This window comes from Flavobacterium sp. KBS0721, assembly GCF_002007065.3.
In the GTDB taxonomy this organism is placed as follows: domain Bacteria; phylum Bacteroidota; class Bacteroidia; order Flavobacteriales; family Flavobacteriaceae; genus Flavobacterium; species Flavobacterium piscis.
On the sequence record NZ_CP042170.1, the window covers coordinates 2,212,470 to 2,231,459 of the forward strand.

The following is an 18,990-nucleotide window of genomic DNA, read 5'->3' on the forward strand; positions in this document are numbered from 1 at the left end:
ATGCAAAATTTAATAAAGAGAATAATAGTTTTAGCTGCGCTCGTACTTATAATAGTATTGGGTTTCAAATATTGCGAATTCAAAAAAGACGACGATTCTAGCATTGATTATAATACCAATCTTATTCAGCAGCAAATCCTTAATGTTGGTAAACTGGTCGTTACCGAAGGACATTTTTCAGAAGTGATCACCTATAAAAATCAACAGAAGTATTTGATGGATATGGTTTCGTTTGAGAAGAAAGCGCTTGTTGTCGTAAATGCAAATGTTACCGTAGCCTACGATTTGCATAAAATGAAATACGATATTGATGAAAAAAATAAAACGATCACCATTCTTAATATCCCAAAAGAAGAAATAACCATAAATCCTGATATTCAGTTTTATGATGTTGAACAAAGCAAACTGAATCCTTTTACCGGAGAAGATTACAATAAAATCAACAAGTCGGTAAAAGCGAATCTCGCCAAAAAAATCGAGAAATCGACCCTGAAAACCAACGCTCAAAATCGTTTAATAAGTGAATTGTCTAAGATTTTAATCCTAACCAATTCAATGGGTTGGAAATTGCAATACGAAGGAAAAACAATCGAATCTGATAAAGATTTTAATGAAGATTTGAAGTTGTGATTTGCCGCATTTGCCACAAGGCACTAAGACACTAAGTTTATTAAAGTAATGACTAATCGTATTGTTTGTCATTTCGAGGAACGAGAAATCTCCACAAGTGACTCCGCAACGAGAATCTAATCTTTGTCGAGCTTCTCGCGGGGATTTCTCGTGCCTCGAAATGAAAAGATTGTAGAAAAACTTCTGACGTTAAAAAAAATCTGCGTTCATAAGTCTAAATCTCTAAAATTCGCGAGCAATAAATTAAACTGCTTTTTTATCGAAAATTAAATCCAATCCACCTGAAATTAAATGTGCCACTTCTGGCCGTCTTTCTTTCAATTGAGATAAATAAACTATTACTTCATGTAAAAGAGGTGTTAAAGCATCTGTTAAAAGTTCTGCAATCTCAACAGCCAAAAGCCAATCATTTGGGTGATTATTTTTTAATTGATTAAATATTAATTGAAGTTCTGTTTTATTGCTATCGTTATTTCGGATATTTCGAACTGTAGCATATAAAACCTCAAGATCATCACGTTCGTCTGTATGTTTGGCTTTAATGGTGGTTGTTTTTGGAACAGAATTAATCAAATCAAAACTATTCACATCGGCTGGACCGGAAAAAGCAGAAACCACTTTTTTACCAATTGCCATATCGTAATTTCCCCACTCAGGCTGAAACAAAATCGTTTCGCCATGCGTCACGGTACAATTTTTAAAACTAATCAGGATAATTTCTCCATGTAAGTTTCTTGATCCGGTTATGATTTCTCCTTCAACTATAATATTGCCTTCAAATTCCAGTTTTACAGTTTCATTTTCAACAATAGAATAAGCCTGCAAATCCTTCGGACTCATATCTTCAATTGCTAAATTAAATCCTTTCAGTTTTCCAATCGGACTTCCAAAACCTTCCGGATGTGTCAAAGTTCCGTGGCCAACTAGTTCCTTTTCACGGTATGATAAAGCTGTTTTTCCCGTGGTTTGAATGTAAACCGGCTTTCCTTCCTCTTCCAGAACATTGGTAAAGACGCCGGAAATTTGTAAACCCGTGCTCAATTCAATTGTTCCTAACGCATTCGAATGAATCAGTTTCTGAATCCCCGAAAGACCTCCCGTACGTAAAGCCATTTTATTCGCAAACTCTTCTAAGATCAAACTTAAATAAGAGAAATTTGGCGTTACATACAGTTGAGGTTGTAACTGCGTAATATCAAAATTTTGATTCGCAGCCGAGATATCATAAGGAATTTTCTTTACGTTATCCGTCATACACCAGGCACTTTCTCCGATAGAAGATAATAATCCCGCCCCATATATTTTTGGGTTTTCAACAGTTCCAATCAAACCGTATTCAACTGTCCACCAATGCAGGTTTCGAATTTGGGCCATTTCAGACAATTCCCCCATATTATTTTGCAAATCAGAAACCGCTTTTTCGGCTTCATCTATTTTTTCTTGCGGCGTATCTTCAGCTTCCTTCAAAATCGAAAGCAATCTGATCGCTTCATACATTTGATAATCTTTATGAGAAGAAATTGCTTTACAGCCAATTTCGCCAAAACGTCTCAAATATTCAGCATATTCAGGATTGGCAATAATAGGAGCGTGGCCGGCACCTTCGTGAATAATATCCGGTGCAGGCGTATATTCAATATGTTCAAGCTGACGAATGTCTGAAGCAATAACCAAAACATTATAAGCCTGAAACTCCATAAATGCATTAGGCGGAATAAACCCATCAACGGCAACAGCAGCCCAGCCAATTTCGGTAAGGATTCGGTTCATGCCGTACATACTTGGGATAGCGTCAATTTCGATGCCCGTTTTTCGCAATCCGTTTAGATAAGAACTATGCGCAACTTTCGATAAATAATCTACATTTTTACGCATTACGTAGCGCCAAACCGCTTGATTTATAGGAGTGTAATCGCTATAATCCTGAGGTTTAATAAATTGCTTTAAATGTTTAGGCAGTCGCTCTAATAACGGGTTTGTTTCAATACTTGCATTCATTTCGAAAACGTTGTAGTTTAGAATGTAAAATTACGAATTATGACCGCTATTTTTTGTTATTTGTTACAATTTTTTTATGCGAAATGATTTATTATTGCATTTTTCGTGAAGTTTGTCTAAAGAGCTTTTGTAGGTTTTAGGAGCTATTTCCTGCTATCCGCTATATCTTTTCCTGGCTAAAGAAGCCAGAAAAAGGATGCCGCTTCTATCAGGGCTAGGGCTTTAGTTTTCAAAAGATATTATTTTTTTACGCTAGAGTCCTTTTGATTTTACAGATTTTGGAGCATTAATAAAAAAAATGAAAATTTTAGCAGTCGTTATTGTCAAAACTCACTTTTTCCATTGTTTTTTTGTAGTTTTCAATCTCTTTTTTTGTCATTGAAGCTTCTTTTAGATCTACTTTTAACTGCTTTTTAGTATCGGGGCTGATCCATAAACCGGAAAAAGTATTCCCTGTCTTCTTTACAAGCAAAACGCCGCTGAAGCCATGTTCCACCATTACAAATTCATTTTCAGCTTTTGTATTCTGCGTAGGATATATTTGAATCCATTTGTTTGATTTATCATATCGATACATTGAGGCAAACATTAAATCTGCCGTACAAGGATTTTCTTCTGTTTGAATATAGAGCGTTATGGGAATTTTTCCATCAATAGTTCCTTTATATAAATTAGAAACCGGAGCTTGAGACTGTGCGTTTAAATGATTAAAAAAAGAGAAACAAATCAGAAAGAATAGGATAACTTTTTTCATTTTAATTAAATTGTTTTTGATAGTATTTGGATCAATCAAAATTATTTAATTTAAAATAGTATCCAATTTTATTCGTAATATTTTTAAGATTTACCCGATGAATTTCTCAGTTCGTTTTCAGCATTTCTGAAATAGTCAATTTTGTGGCTGAACATATAGGCCATATTTGCGGCACGCATTTTAGCTTCTTCGGTTATTGGTCCGGCAAATTGTGCATCGATTGTGGTATTAAAAATTGCAATCCAGCGATCAAAATGCGTTTTATCTACAGGTAATTGTTTGTGTGGCGGAAAAGGAGTTCCCGAATAAGCTCTTACATCAAATAAAATAGTCTGCCAGAATCCGTACATTTTTTGCAGATGAGGTTCCCAGCGATCTAGCAGTTTATCATTAAAGATAGGACCAATCAGTTCGTCTTTTCTAACATTTGCATAAAAGCTGTTCACCATTTGTTTAATGTCTTCTAAATTCGAAATATCTTTAAGCGTCTCCATATTTTTAGTAATTATATAAACCGCAAAAATAAGCTATAACCCTAAGTTTATTCTATAAGATTTATCATTTGTGAAAATTTTATAACAGGATAGAATATTTAGAAGATGATCCAAAAGCTTGATTTTAAAATGTTTATTTATGTAGTAAAAAGTAAAATTAATGTTTTGTGGCTTTTTTAGGTTTTAAATAACTGATATTTAAGTGTTTGATAAAATAAAAGATAAGTTTTTGTTAAGGCAATTTTTACAAATGATGTGTATTTGTAAAGTCTTAATTATATCGATTTCGTGAAAGATTGATGTAATTTAGATGCGTTTTAATAAAAATAATCATAATAAAATGACAGAAAATTAACTATCTAAAAACCACAAAACTTTAAAAAAAATGCACAAAACTACTCACAAACCTACAAATCGGGTAAAAGCAATTCTGACTCAGGTCATTATTATAATGCTTTTCGTTATTATCAAAACAAATGCTCAAACAGTGACACCTTTTATCACATCAGGTGATCAGACAAGATTATTACAGCAGCAATCTACAGTAAGTTTCGGGACAAATTCAGGAACTAATCCTTCTACAATTACAATAAATGCCGGAACAACCTACCAAACCATGGACGGATTTGGCTATACCCTTACCGAAGGAAGCTGCGAAGTAATAAGCGCAATGGCAGCGACTCAGCAAAACCAATTATTAAACGATTTATACAATCCTGTTACAGGCTTAAACGCCAGTGTAGTTCGTATTAGTATAGCGGCTTCTGATTTAAGCAGTTCTTCTTATAGTTATAACGAAACTTCAGGAGATGTGAATATGAATAATTTCAGTCTCAACGGGCCAGATTTAAACTATTTAATACCCATTATAAAAAAGATTAAGCTTATCAATCCAAACATAAAAATATTAGCTACTCCGTGGTCAGCGCCACGCTGGATGAAAACTAATAATTCCTGGATTGGCGGAAGTTTGCAAACACAATATTACGCCGCCTACGCAAGATATTTTGTAAAGTATTTTGCAGCAATGCAAGCGCAGGGAATTTCTATTTGGGGAATCACACCTCAAAACGAACCTGAGAATCCGCATAATGAACCAAGTATGTTAATGAATTCTACAGAACAAAAGAATTTTATTAATCAGCAACTTGGGCCTCAAATGGCAGCTGCTGGTTACGGAAACATCAAAATCATCGCTTTTGATCACAATTGCGACAATACAGCTTATCCTATCGATGTTTTAAATAACAGCAGTTATGTTGATGGTGCAGCGTTTCATTTGTATTTAGGAAACATTTCGGCCATGTCAACTGTGCGAAATGCCACAAACAAAAACGTTTATTTTACAGAACAATATACAGGTTCAGGCGGAAGCTTTAGCGGAGATTTTGGCTGGCATATGCAAAACGTCGTGATTGGAAGTACCAATAACTGGTCAAAAACAGTTCTGGAATGGAATGCCGCCAATAATCCAAGTTTAGGGCCGCGTACTCCCGGAGGATGCAATACTTGTTTAGGAGCTGTTACAGTAAATAATAGTACAAGTTATACTAAAAATGTGGCTTATTATATTATTGGTCAAATCTCGAAATTTGTAAAACCGGGCGCTGTAAGGATTTCATCTTCAAGTAGTAGCGGTACAATTCAAACAGTTGGATTTAGAAATCCTGACGGATCGATTGCACTTGTGGTTTACAATTCAGGATCAGCCAATACCATAAAAGTGGTTTCAGGATCATCAGCTTTTAATTATACAGTTCCGGCATCATCAGCTGTTACTTTTAATTGGTCTGCAGGATCGCCGCCATCATCTTCTTTTCCGGGATATTACAACATTATTTCAAGAAACAGCAATAAAGGATTAGACGTTGCAGATAATTCGACTACAAGCGGAGGCCGTATTCAGCAATATGATATTACCGGTGGAGGAGGAAGTAACCAACGTTGGAAGTTTGTTCCTGACGGAAGCGGCAATTATTATATCATTGTAAAATCGACAGGATTGTATTTGGCGCCGGAAAGTAATAGTACTGCCGATGGAATAAAAGTACAGCAAAGAGCATTTTCGTCTTCAAATGAATTTAAATGGACAGTAAACAATCTTGGCGGAGGTTACTATAGTATTATTAATGTAAATAGCGGAAAATCATTGGATGTCGAAAGTGTTTCTACTGCGAATGGAGCCAATATTCAGGTTTGGGCATACACAGGAGGATTGAATCAGCAATGGCAATTGGTACAGGTTGAAGCTTCTGCAGCCAGGAAAGCTGCCGTAGAAGAAGAGGCCAGTCTCGTATCTGATTTTTCTCTTTATATCAATGTAACAAACAACTATTTAAAAATTAATACGCCAAATTCAGGTTCAGGACAAGTTGAAGTTTACAATGCTTCCGGTCAAAATGTTTTAAAAAGAAGCGTTGATTTTACAACTGGTACTGAAGCCGAAATAGAAATTTCGCAATTACCAAAAGGGATTTATGTAGTTAAAGTTAATGATAGTAAAAGCACGTATTCTAAAAAAGTGATAAAGAAATAATTACCAATTTTATTTTGGTTTGAAAAAGGCTGTCTGATTTTTAAATTCAGACAGCCTTTTGTTTTATCCAATCAGTTGTGTAAACAAATCCTGATTGTCATTTAAGTATTGAAATTCGAAACCATTTTTGGTCATATTCATTTTAATTGCCTTAATATCTTTTTTGTTTTTTAATTCTAAACCAACAACAACAGAACCCATTTCGCGACTTGTTTTTTTTGCAAACTGAAAATAAGTGATGTCATCATCAGGTCCCAGAATATTATTCACAAATTCTTTTAAAGCGCCCGGACGCTGCGGAAACTGAATCATAAAATAATGCATTAAACCTTCATATAATAAAGAACGCTCTTTTATTTCGGCAGTTCTTTCGATATCATTATTGCTTCCGCTTACTACACAAACAACTGTTTTGCCTTTTATTTGATCCTTGTAAAAATCCAAAGCAGCAATTGTTAATGCACCAGCAGGTTCAACAACCATTGCTTCTTCGTTATACAAACGCAAAATTGTCGTACATACTTTTCCTTCGGGAACCAAAATAATATCTTCCAGATTATAACGGCAGATTTCAAATGTTTTATCACCAACTTGTTTTACAGCGGCACCATCAACAAATTTATCAATAGTTTTTAAAGCTGTATTTTTATTTTCTTCAATAGAAGTTTTCATCGAAGGAGCTCCTTTTGGTTCAACTCCAATGATTTTGGTATTTGGACTTAAATGTCTAAAAACTTCAGATAAACCAGAAGCCAGCCCGCCACCACCAATTGGAACAAAAATATAATCGATGGGTTCTTTATAACTTTCCAGAATTTCTAATCCTACAGTTCCCTGGCCGGCAATTACTTTTTCATCATCAAAAGGATGAATAAATATTTTATGGTTTTTGATAGCGTCTGCCATTGCAGAAGCATAGGCATCATCAAAAGTGTCTCCGGTTAACACAATTTCTACAAAAGATTTTCCAAACAATTGTACTTGTTTTACCTTTTGTTTTGGGGTTGTTTTTGGCATGTAAATTTTGCCCTTTATTTGCAAAAGATGGCAGGAATAAGCGACACCCTGCGCATGATTTCCGGCACTCGCACAAACAATTCCGGTTGCTTTTTCTTTTTCATTCAACGACGAAATTTTGTTATAAGCGCCTCTAATTTTGTACGACCGCACTATTTGTAAATCTTCCCGTTTCAATAAAATAGTCGATTGAAACTCGTCTGACAGATTCAAATTTTGAGTGAGTGGAGTAGCGGCAACTACATTTTCGAGTTGCTTTTTTGCAGCAAGTACTTCGTTAAATAAATTCATTTTGTTTGTTTTTTAATTTTTGCCACAGATTAAATGATTTAAAAAGATTTTTAATCTGCGGCTAGAAAAATATAGCTTTTGTTTTTACCACAAATTGCACAAATTTCCGCTAATTTATTTACTAAACACAGGAAAATAATTTGTGAAAATATGTGTAATTTGTGGTTGTTTTTTAATTGATAAAATAAAAAAACCTCCCGATTTGGGAGGTTTAATAAATTGTATTTTGTTTACTTATTTATATAATACCTCACCATTAATGCTGAATAGCAATAATGTTAATAGAGATAATAATGATATTTAAGTTTTTCATTTCAGATAATTGAATCGCAAATGTATTAATATTTTGCGAAGTACTCATCAACTTTATTTAGTTTTTATAAAAAACTGAAAACGGTCACTTGAAAACTGCGACTAATTATTTCTTAACCGGAGGATATTGCGCTAAAACCTTAGATACAATTTCTTTTACTCTAGCATCTTTTTTGTCGATGTTTTTGGTTAAAGTTCCAATTCCTTCACCTTGCCAGATCATTTCTTTCTTTTTAGCATCGATTAAGTCAATGAATAAAGTTCCTTCTGTAGAAGTTGATACCGTAGTTTGGTTTCCTCCGTACATCATGTAAGGATTCCATCCCCAACCCCAACCGTAACCCCATCCGGCGCTAAATTGGTTTACGTTTACTTGTTCTCTCGATTTAGTAAAAATGTTTACTAATAAATCAGGATTTTCGCTTTTTGTAAAACCTTTGGCCTGCATTTCTTCTTCTATGGCATGTAGGATACGTCTTTTATCCAAATCAGAAATTTCAACCTTATCAATTCCGGGCTTAAAAAAAGCGTACGTCTTATATGGCGCGAAATCTACGTTTTTATCGTAATCAGAATATACACTTACCGTGCTGCATGAGGCTAGTATCAAAAGCAAAAAAACGGGTACTAATTTGAATGTTTTCATATGTTTAAAAATTTTAATGTTCTTGTTCATTTTGTCAGGCTGAGCGGAGTCGAAGCCCTCTTTGTCTAAAATAGATTTTCATCTACAATATTAGGTAAAGTTACCTTTAATAACGGCTCAACTTCCATTGCTCTTTTTATGGCAAAAACAGCACCTTCATTTCGAGCCCAGCTTCGTCTTGAAATTCCGTTATTCACATCCCAGAAAAGCATTGAAGCTAAACGCTTTGAAGCCTCTTTAGAACCATCAAGAACCATACCAAATCCGCCGTTTATAACCTCTCCCCATCCAACTCCGCCGCCATTATGAATAGACACCCAGGTTGCACCTCTAAAGCTGTCACCAATCACGTTTTGAATGGCCATATCGGCTGTAAAACGGGACCCGTCATAAATGTTTGAAGTTTCTCTGTAAGGAGAATCTGTTCCCGAAACGTCATGATGATCACGACCCAAAACAACAGTGCCAATTTCGCCTTTTGCAATGGCTTGGTTAAAAGCTTCGGCAATCTTAACTCGTCCTTCAGCATCAGCATAAAGAATTCTGGCTTGAGAACCAACCACCAATTTATTTTCTTGCGCACCCTTAATCCATTTAATATTATCCTGCATTTGCTGCTGAATTTCATTTGGAGCCGTTTTTGCCAATTCTTCCAAAACCTGACTGGCGATGTTATCTGTTTTTTGTAAATCTTCTGGTTTTCCTGAAGTACAAACCCAACGGAAAGGACCAAAACCGTAATCAAAACACATTGGTCCCATAATGTCCTGAACGTAACTTGGATATTTAAAATCGATATTATTTTCAGCCATTACATCAGCTCCCGCACGAGAAGCTTCCAATAAAAAAGCATTTCCGTAATCAAAAAAATACATTCCTTTTGCGGTGTGTTTGTTGATTGCTCTTGCTTGTCGGCGTAAAGATTCCTGTACTTTTTCTTTGAATAATTCAGGATTATTCGCCATCATTTCATTCGCTTCTTCAAAGGAAATTCCAGCTGGATAATAACCGCCCGCCCACGGATTATGCAATGAAGTCTGGTCTGAACCTAAATCAATTTTGATGTTTTCTTTATCGAAACATTCCCAAACATCCACCACATTTCCTAAATAGGCAATCGAAACCACTTCTTTATTGGCTTTCGCCGAATTGACTCTCTTAACCAATTCTTCTGTCGAAGTTACGATTTCATTTATCCACCCTTGTTCGTGGCGAATTTTGGTAATCTTCGGATTCACTTCGGCGCAAACCGTAATACAACCCGCAATATTTCCTGCTTTTGGCTGCGCGCCAGACATTCCGCCAAGTCCTGAAGTTACGAATAAATTTCCTTCAGGATTTAGTTTTATTTTTCTGAAACCGTTCAAAACCGTAATCGTAGTTCCGTGTACAATTCCCTGCGGGCCAATATACATATAACTTCCCGCCGTCATTTGTCCGTATTGTGAAACGCCCAAAGCATTCATTTTTTCCCAATCGTCAGGTTTGGAGTAATTCGGGATTACCATTCCGTTGGTAACGACAACTCTTGGTGCTTCTTTGTGCGAAGGAAATAATCCCATTGGATGTCCGGAATACATTGTTAAAGTCTGCTCATCCGTCATTTCAGACAAATATTGCATCGTCAATAAATACTGTGCCCAGTTTTGAAAAACAGCTCCGTTTCCGCCGTACGTAATCAATTCATGAGGATGCTGCGCCACAGCGTAATCAAGATTGTTTTGAATCATGTGCATAATTGCTTTTGCCTGCAATGATTTTCCTGGATATTCGTCAATTGGTCTTGCGTACATTTTGTAATCTGGACGTAAACGATACATATATATACGACCGTACTTTTCTAATTCTTCTGAAAATTCAGCAATTAATTCAGCGTGATGTTTTGGTTCAAAATAGCGCAATGCATTTTTTAAAGCCAGTTTTTTTTCTTCGGCCGAAAGAATTTCTTTTCGTTTTGGAGCGTGGTTAATCGCTAAATCGTAAGTTGCCTTTGGCGGTAATATTGACGGAATTCCTTGTTGTATTTGTTCTTGAAAAGTCATTTTTTTAGAGATGCTAAGTTGCTAAGATTCTAAGACGCTAAGGTATTTTAGTTAGATTAACAACAGATTAATTTTTTGTTTTTTTATTATGTCGCTCCGCTGGAGATCAAATTTTAGATTGTTGATTTTAGATTTTTGTAAACGTAAAATTCAACATCTGAAATTATTATGTTTAATTATATCGCTCCGCCGGAGCTCAAAGTCGCGAGAATGTTTTATTCTATACATATGCCACTCCTAATGCAGTTTTCCTAGCCTTGGAAAGGCGTAATATTTATAGAAAACAATATGCGTCATTTCATAAAAGCTCCAGAGGAGCGGAATATTAATTGATGCAATTGGAATTTGGAATTTAAAATTTGGAATTTATTTAAATTATCTAATTTCCATATTGCCACATTTTCTAATTAAACTAGGGATAACGAATATCCGACCTGTGATACGATTTGTGGATTTTAATCCTAAATTTTCGCAAGAGAATATCCATATAAATATTTAGATTTTAGAATTCAGATTTTAGAAATTGTTTGATTTTATAGGCAACGAAAAGATTTAATAGTCTAAGAAGTCTAAATATAAACCTCTTCATTAACACAAAATGGCATTTTTTTATTTTCAGAAAGCGCTATTATATTTTGTGCGGCACAAATAGCCATTGCATTTCGGGCTTCATATGTTGCAGAACCAATATGCGGTAAAATACAACAATTTGGCAATGATAATAACGGATTGTCTTTTTTCATAGGTTCCGGATTGGTAACGTCAAGTCCGGCGCCCCAGATAATATTATTTGTCAGGGCATCAAACAAATCGTCTTCGTTATGAAATTTTCCTCTTGCTGTATTGATGAAAATAGCATTGGATTTCATTTTAGCAAAAGTATCTTTATTAAAGAGTTTGTTGTTTTCTTCGCTATAATTCGAATGAACGCTCAAAACATCACTTTGTGAAAGTAAAGTTTCAAAATCTACATATTTAGCATCAAGTTCTTTTTCGGCATTTTCATTATGAGAACGATTGTGATAAATGATTTTCATTCCAAATGCAGCTTTACATTTCTGAGCCATTTCAAAACCAATTCTTCCCAAACCAAATATTCCTAATGTTTTGCCGTAGAGTTCCTGTCCTAAATTTTCTAAAGCATTAAAGCCTTCCCATTTTCCGTTTATAATTTTTTTGTGATTGTAAAATGATTTTCGGGCAACACTTTGCATCAATAAAAAAGCAATATCTGATGTGGCTCTGCTTAAAACATCAGGCGTGTTGCCAACAGGAATTTTTCTTTTATTAGCCGATGGAATATTGACAGCATCAAATCCGACAGAAAATAAAGCGATTCCTTTTAAATTAGGACATTGCTGAAAAAAATCTTCATCCAGATTATTGGCTCCAACGTTTAGTAAAACATCATTTTCCTGACAGATTTTTATAAACTCATTTTTTGACAATACATTTTCTGTTGGATTTACGGTAATGCTAATGCCTTTTTCCTGAAGTAATAAAATGCCTGCTTCTGGTATATTTTTATTTATAAAAACCTTCATTTTGTATTGTTTTTTGATCTGTTGGGTAATTTGTAAAAAAATTAAACACATAGAAACATAGGTTTTTTATGCTTTAAAAGATTGCAAAAAAGAACTAGTTTCTTTCACATAGCTATGTGTATTTTGATAAAGTGAAACGCCTTTTTACATTTCTATTGGCTATGTTTCTATGTGTTAAAATAATTGCGTAATGTTATAACGGTTTATTTATTCGTCCTGTTTTTTTATCAAATCCATACGGACAATGACGGCAACCACTTTTGCAGCAATAACCGCGTTTTAAATGGTGTTTTTCGGTAAAACATTTATAACCTTCGGGCGTATAGTAAAAATCTTCGCCTTCGATTAGTTTATTTTCATTACTTTGCTCTTTCATAAATCTGCATAGGGTTCATGTTTCTTTTCTAAAATCAAATAAACGAATTTGATTGTGATTTTAATGAAATCGAACATTTTTTATCTACAAATTTATAAATTTTACAGCGAATGTTTCTAATTGTTGCTAAATATTTAATCCCGAAAGGATATCGCGGAATGGCTGTATTTCCGTTTGTAATTTTAAAATATGATTTTGATAAAGATAATCCTGTTTTTGTCAATCATGAAAAAATTCATTTGAGACAACAATTAGAATTATTGATTTTACCTTTTTATATCTTTTATATTTTAGAATATGCCATCAGGTTACTGCAATATAAAAATAAAGATTTGGCTTATAGAAATATAAGTTTTGAAAGAGAAGCGTATGCAAATGAAACGGATTTAAATTATTTGAAAAACCGATCTTTTTTTGGTTTTTTGAATTACATAACTTTAAAATAAAATAGATTTTGAATCAGGAAATTCCTATCAGTTTTCCTAATCATATTTCACTGACTATAAAAAGAGATGATCTCAACCATCCCTTTATTTCAGGGAATAAATTAAGAAAATTAAAATACAATTTACTTCAGGCGAAAGCCGAAAATAAAGCAACATTGCTAACTTTTGGCGGAGCTTTTTCGAACCACATTGCCGCGGTGGCTTATGCGGGGAAGGAACAGGGCTTTAGAACAATTGGTGTTATTCGCGGCGATGAACTTTTTGATAAAATTGAAGAAAATCCAACTCTGAAATTCGCTCAGGAAAACGGAATGCAATTTGAATTTGTAACCCGGGAAGAATATAGGTATAAAACGGAAATTTCCTTTATCGAAAAACTAAAAGAGAAGTTTGGCGATTTTTATTTGGTACCGGAAGGCGGTACAAATGAACTCGCTGTAAAAGGCTGTGAAGAGATTTTAACAGGTCAAGATACCAACTTTAATTACGTTTGCTGTGCAGTTGGTACAGGCGGAACAATCTCCGGTTTGATCAATAGTGCCTTGCCAAATCAGAAAGTTTTAGGGTTTCCGGCGTTAAAAGGTGACTTTTTAACCAATGAAATTCGTATTTTTGCCAAACAAGATAACTGGAATTTAATTTCTGACTATCATTTTGGAGGTTATGGCAAGATAAATTTAGAATTAGTTGAATTTATTAATGCTTTTTTGAAAGAAACAAAAGTGCCCTTAGATCCAATTTATACAGGAAAGATGGTTTTTGGCGTTATAGATTTAATCAGCAAAAATTATTTTCCTGACCATTCAAAAATTTTACTCATTCACACCGGCGGATTGCAGGGAATTGACGGAATGAATATAAAGTTGAAGCAGAAAAAATTACCAATACTCAAGAACAATGATTAAAAAAATTGTATTACTTCTCGTAATATTAGCTTTAGCAAGCTGCTCATCTAGTAAGCCTGCCATCGCGACGACCAAAAAAGCTGCAGCAGTTCAAACTAGGACAGCGGCAGCCAAAAGAAGTACTCCTGTTAAACCAACAGTTAAAAATTACCCTTCGACAAATAATACAACTGAGGTTATTCAATCTACTTCAAAAACTGTTGTCACCAGCGATTTAATCAATAATTATGTTTTGCAATACAAGGATATTGCAATGGGAAACATGAAAACGTACGGAATTCCGGCGAGTATTATTTTAGCTCAGGGAATTTTAGAATCGGGCGCAGGAAAAGGAGATTTAGCTGTTGATGCGAATAATCATTTCGGAATTAAATGTCATAAAGAGTGGCTGGGCGAAAGTGTGCGTCATGACGATGATTCGGCTCAGGAATGTTTTAGAAAATATCCGCAAGCAGCAGATTCTTACAGAGATCATGCTTTATTTTTGGTTGGGAAAAAGCGATATGAAAAGCTGTTTACTTACGAAAAAGACGATTATAAATCCTGGGCAAAAGGATTAAGAGCTGCAGGTTACGCTACAGATCCTAATTATCCTGATAAATTAATCAGTTATATTGAGCGTTATAATCTGCATCAATATGATTGTTTGATTACCGGAAGAAATTATGTTCCAATAAGTAAAACAGTCGCTGCCTCGACTAAAAGTTCGACAAAACCGGTTTCTTCAAATTCAAATTCGAACGATCCAAATTTATACGAAGTTCAAAAAGGAGATACCTTGTATTCTATTTCAAAAAAATTCAACGTATTGGTTGACGATTTAAAGCAAAAAAATAATCTTTCAGACAATGCAATTTCTATTGGGCAGCGATTGAAAGTGAAATAAGTTTTTAGTTTTCATTGTCGGTTTTCAGTCTCAGTTTGAAAGTATTCAAAAATCTAAAATTCAAATTTTAAAATAGAGTTCGCAGTTTATAATCTAAAATCAGAACTCTAAAATCTAAAATATAAAAATGTTATATAAAAGAAGTAGTCAGCTTTTTGCTGAAGCAGAAAAAGTAATTCCGGGAGGAGTAAATTCACCAGTTAGAGCCTTTAAAGCGGTTGGGGGAACTCCTATTTTTGTAAAAAGTGCCAAAGGTGCTTATTTGTATGATGAGGACGGAAATAAATTAATAGATTACATCAACTCATGGGGACCAATGGTTTTAGGCCATGCATATCAGCCAGTTGTTGATGCTGTGATTGAAAAAGCAAAGTTGGGAACTTCATTTGGAATGCCAACTGAATTAGAAACTCAAATTGCTGCCTTGGCGGTTTCTATGGTTCCGAATATTGATAAAATAAGATTTGTAAATTCAGGTACAGAAGCTTGTATGAGCGCGATTCGTCTGGCTCGCGGATTTACGAAAAGAGATAAAATCATCAAATTTGCAGGTTGCTACCACGGACATTCGGATTCATTTTTGATTCAGGCCGGAAGTGGTGCCGTAACTTTTGGTTCGCCTAATAGTCCGGGAGTTACAGCAGGAACTGCAAAAGATACTTTGTTAGCAAAATATAATGATTTAGAGAATGTAAAGACCTTAATCGAAGCGAATAAAGGAGAAATAGCTGCCATTATTATCGAAGCCGTTGCCGGAAATATGGGTTGTATTCCACCTCAAAAAGGTTTCTTAGAAGGATTAAGAGAATTGTGTACAGCAAACGGAATTTTACTAATTTTTGATGAGGTAATGACAGGTTTCCGTTTGGCTCGTGGTGGCGTTCAGGAATTGTACAATATCAATGCTGATATTGTAACTTTCGGGAAAGTAATTGGTGGAGGTTTACCTGTTGGTGCTTTTGCAGCCCGCGAAGAAATCATGAATTATTTGGCACCTCTTGGTCCGGTTTATCAGGCAGGGACATTATCGGGAAATCCGTTAGCAATGGCTGCAGGATTGGTAATGTTACAGGCACTTGATAATGATCGTGAAATTTTTACCCGTTTAGAAGAAAAAACAGCTTATCTTGAAGCAGGTGTTGATAAAGTTTTAAAAGCGAATAATGTTGCTTTTACCATCAATAGAGTAGGTTCTATGATTTCGGTACATTTTGATGCTAATCCTGTGGTTGATTTTCAAACAGCTGCAAAGGGAGATAACGATACATTTAAGAAATTTTTTCACGGTTTGTTAAACGAAGGTGTATACATTGCACCATCTGCATATGAAACCTGGTTTATTACAGATGCATTAACGTATGAAGATTTAGATTTTACCATTAATGCAATTGATAAAGTTTCAAAGACATTTTAAATCTTAAAAACTAAAAGACATTTTTCAGTTAAGGTTCAGCTTTTTAATTAAAGTTGAACCTTTTTTATTATCGTTTTATAATTAGTTAATGAAAAGTTAATAAGCATGTTTTCCTGCATATATTTAGAATAAAAATTATTTTTGTTTATCAAATAAATACTAAATCTACAATAAATGAAGAAATTTTTCATTTTAATTACAATGACAGTTTTTATACTGTTTTCTACTAAACAATTTGCACAATCTAAAAAGAAAGAAACTAAAAAAGGAGAGTCTGCAGTTGCCCCGCCAGAGAAAAAATCAGAATCTGCAATTAAAGAATATGGTAAAGTTATTACTAAAGATGCTGTTTCTGATCCTGGACTTTTTACTGTTCATAAAGTCGATAAAAAATACTACTTCGAGATTCCAAATAAGTATTTAGATAAAGACATGCTTTTAGTAAGCAGACTTTCAAAATTGCCTTCCAATTTAGGTGGGGGATATGTAAACGCCGGTTCTGAAACTAACGAACAATTAATAGTCTGGCAGCGTTTTCAGGATAAAATTCTCATCAAATCAAAATCTTATAATGCGGTTGCCAGTGATACTTTGCCTATTAGTATTTCGGTTAAATCAAATAATTATGAGCCAACATTGTTTGCTTTTGATATTGTAGCTTTTAGTAAAGACTCAGCGAACACAGTTATTGATGTTACTAAATTTTACAGTTCAGATGTAAAAGCCATTAGCGGAATATCGGCAGAAATGCGCGAAACATACAAAGTAAAAGGATTGGATGATTCCAGAAGTTTTATCAATACCATTAAAAGTTTCCCGATGAATATCGAAGTAATTCAGGATATGACTTATAATGCTTCGAAACCATCAATGTTAGAAGGTACAGAGTCAATTAGTATTCAGATGAATCAATCGATGGTTTTATTGCCCGAAGTGCCAATGAAACCAAGATTAGCAGATTCCAGAGTAGGATGGTTTACTGTAAGTCAATACGATTACGGAAGTAATGAGTTAAAATCTGACCTTAAAACATACATTCGTCGCTGGAGATTAGAACCTAAAGATCCCGAAGCTTATAACAGAGGAGAGTTGGTGGAACCTTTAAAACCAATTGTTTATTATTTAGATCCTGCAACGCCTGAAAAATTAAAAAAATATATTAAACAAGGAATCGAAGAATGGCAAAAACCTTTTGAAACAGCCGGTTTTAAAAATGCCATTATTGCCAAAGATGCTCCAACAAAAGAGGAAGATCCTGATTTTAGTCCGGAAGATATTCGCTATTCTGTAATTCGTTATGTAGCGAGTACAACCCGCAATGCCGTTGGTCCAAGTGTGTCTGACCCAAGAACCGGAGAAATTATCGAAAGTGATGTTATCTGGTATCACAATCATTTGCGTTCGTACAGGAACCGCTACTTGCTCGAAACCGGAGCAGCAAATCCTTCCGCCAGAACTTTACAAACCAGTGATGAAGAAATGGGAGAAATGATGCGAATGGTAATTGCTCATGAAGTAGGTCACGCTTTAGGATTTCCTCATAATATGGGTGCAAGTTGTGCTTATGATGTTGAGAGTTACAGAAATGGAGATTTTACGCAAGAAAACGGAATCTCGGCCAGTATTATGGATTATGCCCGTTTTAATTATATCGCTCAGCCAGATGATAAAAATATTCGATTTATTCGTAAAATGGGAGCGTACGATCATTATGCTTTGAATTGGGGATACAGAGTAATTCTGAATGCTAAGTCTCCTGAAGATGAAGTTTCGGTTTTAGACAAATGGATTGTAGAGAAAGCCGGAAATCCTGTTTTTAAGTTTGGGAAACAAAGCAGTGCTTTTGACCCAACTTCGCAAACAGAAGATATTGGGAATAATTCGATGAAAGCAAGTTCGTACGGAATGAAAAATCTGGAATATGTTGCAGCACATTTAAACGAATGGACAAGCAATGTGACCAATAATTACGGAGATTTAGATGAATTGTATAAAGAAATGCTGGATGTCTGGAGCCGATATGTAGGTCACGTTGTAACGAATGTTGGCGGAGTTTATGAAAATACTAAAAAGCCAAATCAATCCGGAAACATTTATGAAGTGGTTCCAAAAGCAAAACAAATAGAGGCAATGAACTGGCTACAAAACAATGCTTTTGCTTCGCCAACCTGGATTGTAAACCTAACTACTTTAAAGAATACAGATGTTGCCGGTTACACAGAAAGATTTAGAGCTTTGCAGGTGAGACATTTAAATAATTTATTGAGTATTGGCCATATTGGTAGATTAATAGATAATGAAATCCTGGGTACAGATACGTATAAAGCTTTGGATTTATTAAAAGATACCCGAAAAGGAATCTGGAAAGAAGCGGCCACGCCAGCGAATGTAACAATATACAGAAGAAATTTGCAAAGAGGTTATATTGATAGAATGGGTGCATTAATGACCGAAGAAATTAAACCAACAGACAGATCTGCAATTTATTTTAATGTAGCACAATCTGATGTAAGGGCTTTGGTTCGCGGCGAATTGACTGCATTAAAAACTACACTTTTAGCAGCAAAATCAAGACCCGTAAATACAGAAACAAAATACCATTATGAAGATTGTATCAAGCGAATCGATTTGATTTTAAATCCGAAATAAAAATGTATAAAATCAAAAAAGAGGCTATAAATAGACTGCACCCAAAAGTT

General features: G+C 34.7%; 15 protein-coding genes. 7 read left to right on the forward strand and 8 right to left on the reverse strand.

The features are described 5' to 3' along the window. The gene (locus B0M43_RS09750) at positions 1-630 is read left to right on the forward strand and encodes a DUF4230 domain-containing protein (protein WP_065448316.1); all 630 of its coding nucleotides are present in this window, start codon (positions 1-3) and stop codon (positions 628-630) included. 243 nt (positions 631-873) lie between these two features. On the opposite strand, the gene B0M43_RS09755 is transcribed toward B0M43_RS09750, so the two are convergent. The 3 genes from B0M43_RS09755 to B0M43_RS09765 all read right to left on the reverse strand — a co-directional run bounded on the left by B0M43_RS09755 (position 874) and on the right by B0M43_RS09765 (position 3,876). Next, on the reverse strand, positions 874-2,628 hold the full coding sequence (locus B0M43_RS09755; protein ID WP_078008516.1) for an aromatic amino acid hydroxylase: 1,755 nt from the start codon (positions 2,626-2,628) through the stop codon (positions 874-876). A 307-nt stretch (positions 2,629-2,935) separates the two neighbouring features. Further along, complete coding sequence (locus B0M43_RS09760) at positions 2,936-3,382, reverse strand: hypothetical protein (RefSeq protein WP_065448381.1); 447 nt, start codon at positions 3,380-3,382, stop codon at positions 2,936-2,938. Positions 3,383-3,465: 83 nt separating this feature from the next. Further along, on the reverse strand, positions 3,466-3,876 hold the full coding sequence (locus B0M43_RS09765) for a group III truncated hemoglobin (RefSeq protein ID WP_065448318.1): 411 nt from the start codon (positions 3,874-3,876) through the stop codon (positions 3,466-3,468). 385 nt (positions 3,877-4,261) lie between these two features. On the opposite strand from B0M43_RS09765, the gene B0M43_RS09770 reads away from it, so the two are divergent. Beyond that, the gene (locus tag B0M43_RS09770) at positions 4,262-6,412 is read left to right on the forward strand and encodes an RICIN domain-containing protein (protein ID WP_078008515.1); all 2,151 of its coding nucleotides are present in this window, start codon (positions 4,262-4,264) and stop codon (positions 6,410-6,412) included. A gap of 63 nt (positions 6,413-6,475) precedes the next feature. Here the strand turns inward: B0M43_RS09770 and ilvA are convergent, their stop codons facing one another. From ilvA to B0M43_RS09795, 5 genes are all read right to left on the reverse strand, one after another. Further along, positions 6,476-7,720 (reverse strand): threonine ammonia-lyase IlvA, encoded by a 1,245-nt coding sequence (gene ilvA / locus B0M43_RS09775; RefSeq protein WP_078008514.1) that lies wholly within the window; start codon positions 7,718-7,720, stop codon positions 6,476-6,478. Positions 7,721-8,138: 418 nt separating this feature from the next. After that, positions 8,139-8,678 (reverse strand): DUF4136 domain-containing protein, encoded by a 540-nt coding sequence (locus B0M43_RS09780; RefSeq protein ID WP_078008513.1) that lies wholly within the window; start codon positions 8,676-8,678, stop codon positions 8,139-8,141. 65 nt (positions 8,679-8,743) lie between these two features. Continuing rightward, the gene (locus tag B0M43_RS09785) at positions 8,744-10,720 is read right to left on the reverse strand and encodes a urocanate hydratase (protein WP_078008512.1); all 1,977 of its coding nucleotides are present in this window, start codon (positions 10,718-10,720) and stop codon (positions 8,744-8,746) included. Positions 10,721-11,289: 569 nt separating this feature from the next. Then, on the reverse strand, positions 11,290-12,264 hold the full coding sequence (locus B0M43_RS09790) for a D-glycerate dehydrogenase (RefSeq protein ID WP_078008692.1): 975 nt from the start codon (positions 12,262-12,264) through the stop codon (positions 11,290-11,292). Positions 12,265-12,457: 193 nt separating this feature from the next. Continuing rightward, on the reverse strand, positions 12,458-12,640 hold the full coding sequence (locus B0M43_RS09795; RefSeq protein WP_059115986.1) for a DUF5522 domain-containing protein: 183 nt from the start codon (positions 12,638-12,640) through the stop codon (positions 12,458-12,460). 110 nt (positions 12,641-12,750) lie between these two features. On the opposite strand from B0M43_RS09795, the gene B0M43_RS09800 reads away from it, so the two are divergent. The 5 genes from B0M43_RS09800 (at position 12,751) to B0M43_RS09820 (ending at position 18,940) form a co-directional block, all read left to right on the forward strand. Then, the gene (locus B0M43_RS09800; protein WP_065448324.1) at positions 12,751-13,086 is read left to right on the forward strand and encodes a hypothetical protein; all 336 of its coding nucleotides are present in this window, start codon (positions 12,751-12,753) and stop codon (positions 13,084-13,086) included. An 8-nt stretch (positions 13,087-13,094) separates the two neighbouring features. Continuing rightward, positions 13,095-13,991: a 1-aminocyclopropane-1-carboxylate deaminase/D-cysteine desulfhydrase gene (locus B0M43_RS09805; protein ID WP_123921841.1), complete on the forward strand. Its 897-nt coding sequence runs from the start codon at positions 13,095-13,097 to the stop codon at positions 13,989-13,991. Continuing rightward, positions 13,984-14,877, forward strand: a complete 894-nt coding sequence (locus tag B0M43_RS09810) for a glucosaminidase domain-containing protein (RefSeq protein ID WP_078008510.1) — start codon at positions 13,984-13,986, stop codon at positions 14,875-14,877. Before B0M43_RS09805 ends, B0M43_RS09810 begins: the two co-directional genes overlap by 8 nt. A gap of 127 nt (positions 14,878-15,004) precedes the next feature. Then, positions 15,005-16,291, forward strand: coding sequence for a glutamate-1-semialdehyde 2,1-aminomutase (gene hemL / locus B0M43_RS09815; RefSeq protein WP_078008509.1), 1,287 nt, complete (start codon positions 15,005-15,007; stop codon positions 16,289-16,291). Positions 16,292-16,465: 174 nt separating this feature from the next. Further along, complete coding sequence (locus B0M43_RS09820) at positions 16,466-18,940, forward strand: zinc-dependent metalloprotease (protein ID WP_078008508.1); 2,475 nt, start codon at positions 16,466-16,468, stop codon at positions 18,938-18,940. Positions 18,941-18,990: the final 50 nt, after the last annotated feature.

Bases quoted from the DNA above. Each gene is read 5' to 3' on its own strand.
- B0M43_RS09750 (WP_065448316.1), top strand. From the start codon at position 1: ATGCAAAATTTAATAAAGAGAATAATAGTTTTAGCTGCGCTCGTACTT.
- B0M43_RS09755 (WP_078008516.1), bottom strand. From the start codon at position 2,628: ATGAATGCAAGTATTGAAACAAACCCGTTATTAGAGCGACTGCCTAAA.
- B0M43_RS09760 (WP_065448381.1), bottom strand. From the start codon at position 3,382: ATGAAAAAAGTTATCCTATTCTTTCTGATTTGTTTCTCTTTTTTTAAT.
- B0M43_RS09765 (WP_065448318.1), bottom strand. From the start codon at position 3,876: ATGGAGACGCTTAAAGATATTTCGAATTTAGAAGACATTAAACAAATG.
- B0M43_RS09770 (WP_078008515.1), top strand. From the start codon at position 4,262: ATGCACAAAACTACTCACAAACCTACAAATCGGGTAAAAGCAATTCTG.
- ilvA (WP_078008514.1), bottom strand. From the start codon at position 7,720: ATGAATTTATTTAACGAAGTACTTGCTGCAAAAAAGCAACTCGAAAAT.
- B0M43_RS09780 (WP_078008513.1), bottom strand. From the start codon at position 8,678: ATGAAAACATTCAAATTAGTACCCGTTTTTTTGCTTTTGATACTAGCC.
- B0M43_RS09785 (WP_078008512.1), bottom strand. From the start codon at position 10,720: ATGACTTTTCAAGAACAAATACAACAAGGAATTCCGTCAATATTACCG.
- B0M43_RS09790 (WP_078008692.1), bottom strand. From the start codon at position 12,264: ATGAAGGTTTTTATAAATAAAAATATACCAGAAGCAGGCATTTTATTA.
- B0M43_RS09795 (WP_059115986.1), bottom strand. From the start codon at position 12,640: ATGAAAGAGCAAAGTAATGAAAATAAACTAATCGAAGGCGAAGATTTT.
- B0M43_RS09800 (WP_065448324.1), top strand. From the start codon at position 12,751: ATGTTTCTAATTGTTGCTAAATATTTAATCCCGAAAGGATATCGCGGA.
- B0M43_RS09810 (WP_078008510.1), top strand. From the start codon at position 13,984: ATGATTAAAAAAATTGTATTACTTCTCGTAATATTAGCTTTAGCAAGC.
- hemL (WP_078008509.1), top strand. From the start codon at position 15,005: ATGTTATATAAAAGAAGTAGTCAGCTTTTTGCTGAAGCAGAAAAAGTA.
- B0M43_RS09820 (WP_078008508.1), top strand. From the start codon at position 16,466: ATGAAGAAATTTTTCATTTTAATTACAATGACAGTTTTTATACTGTTT.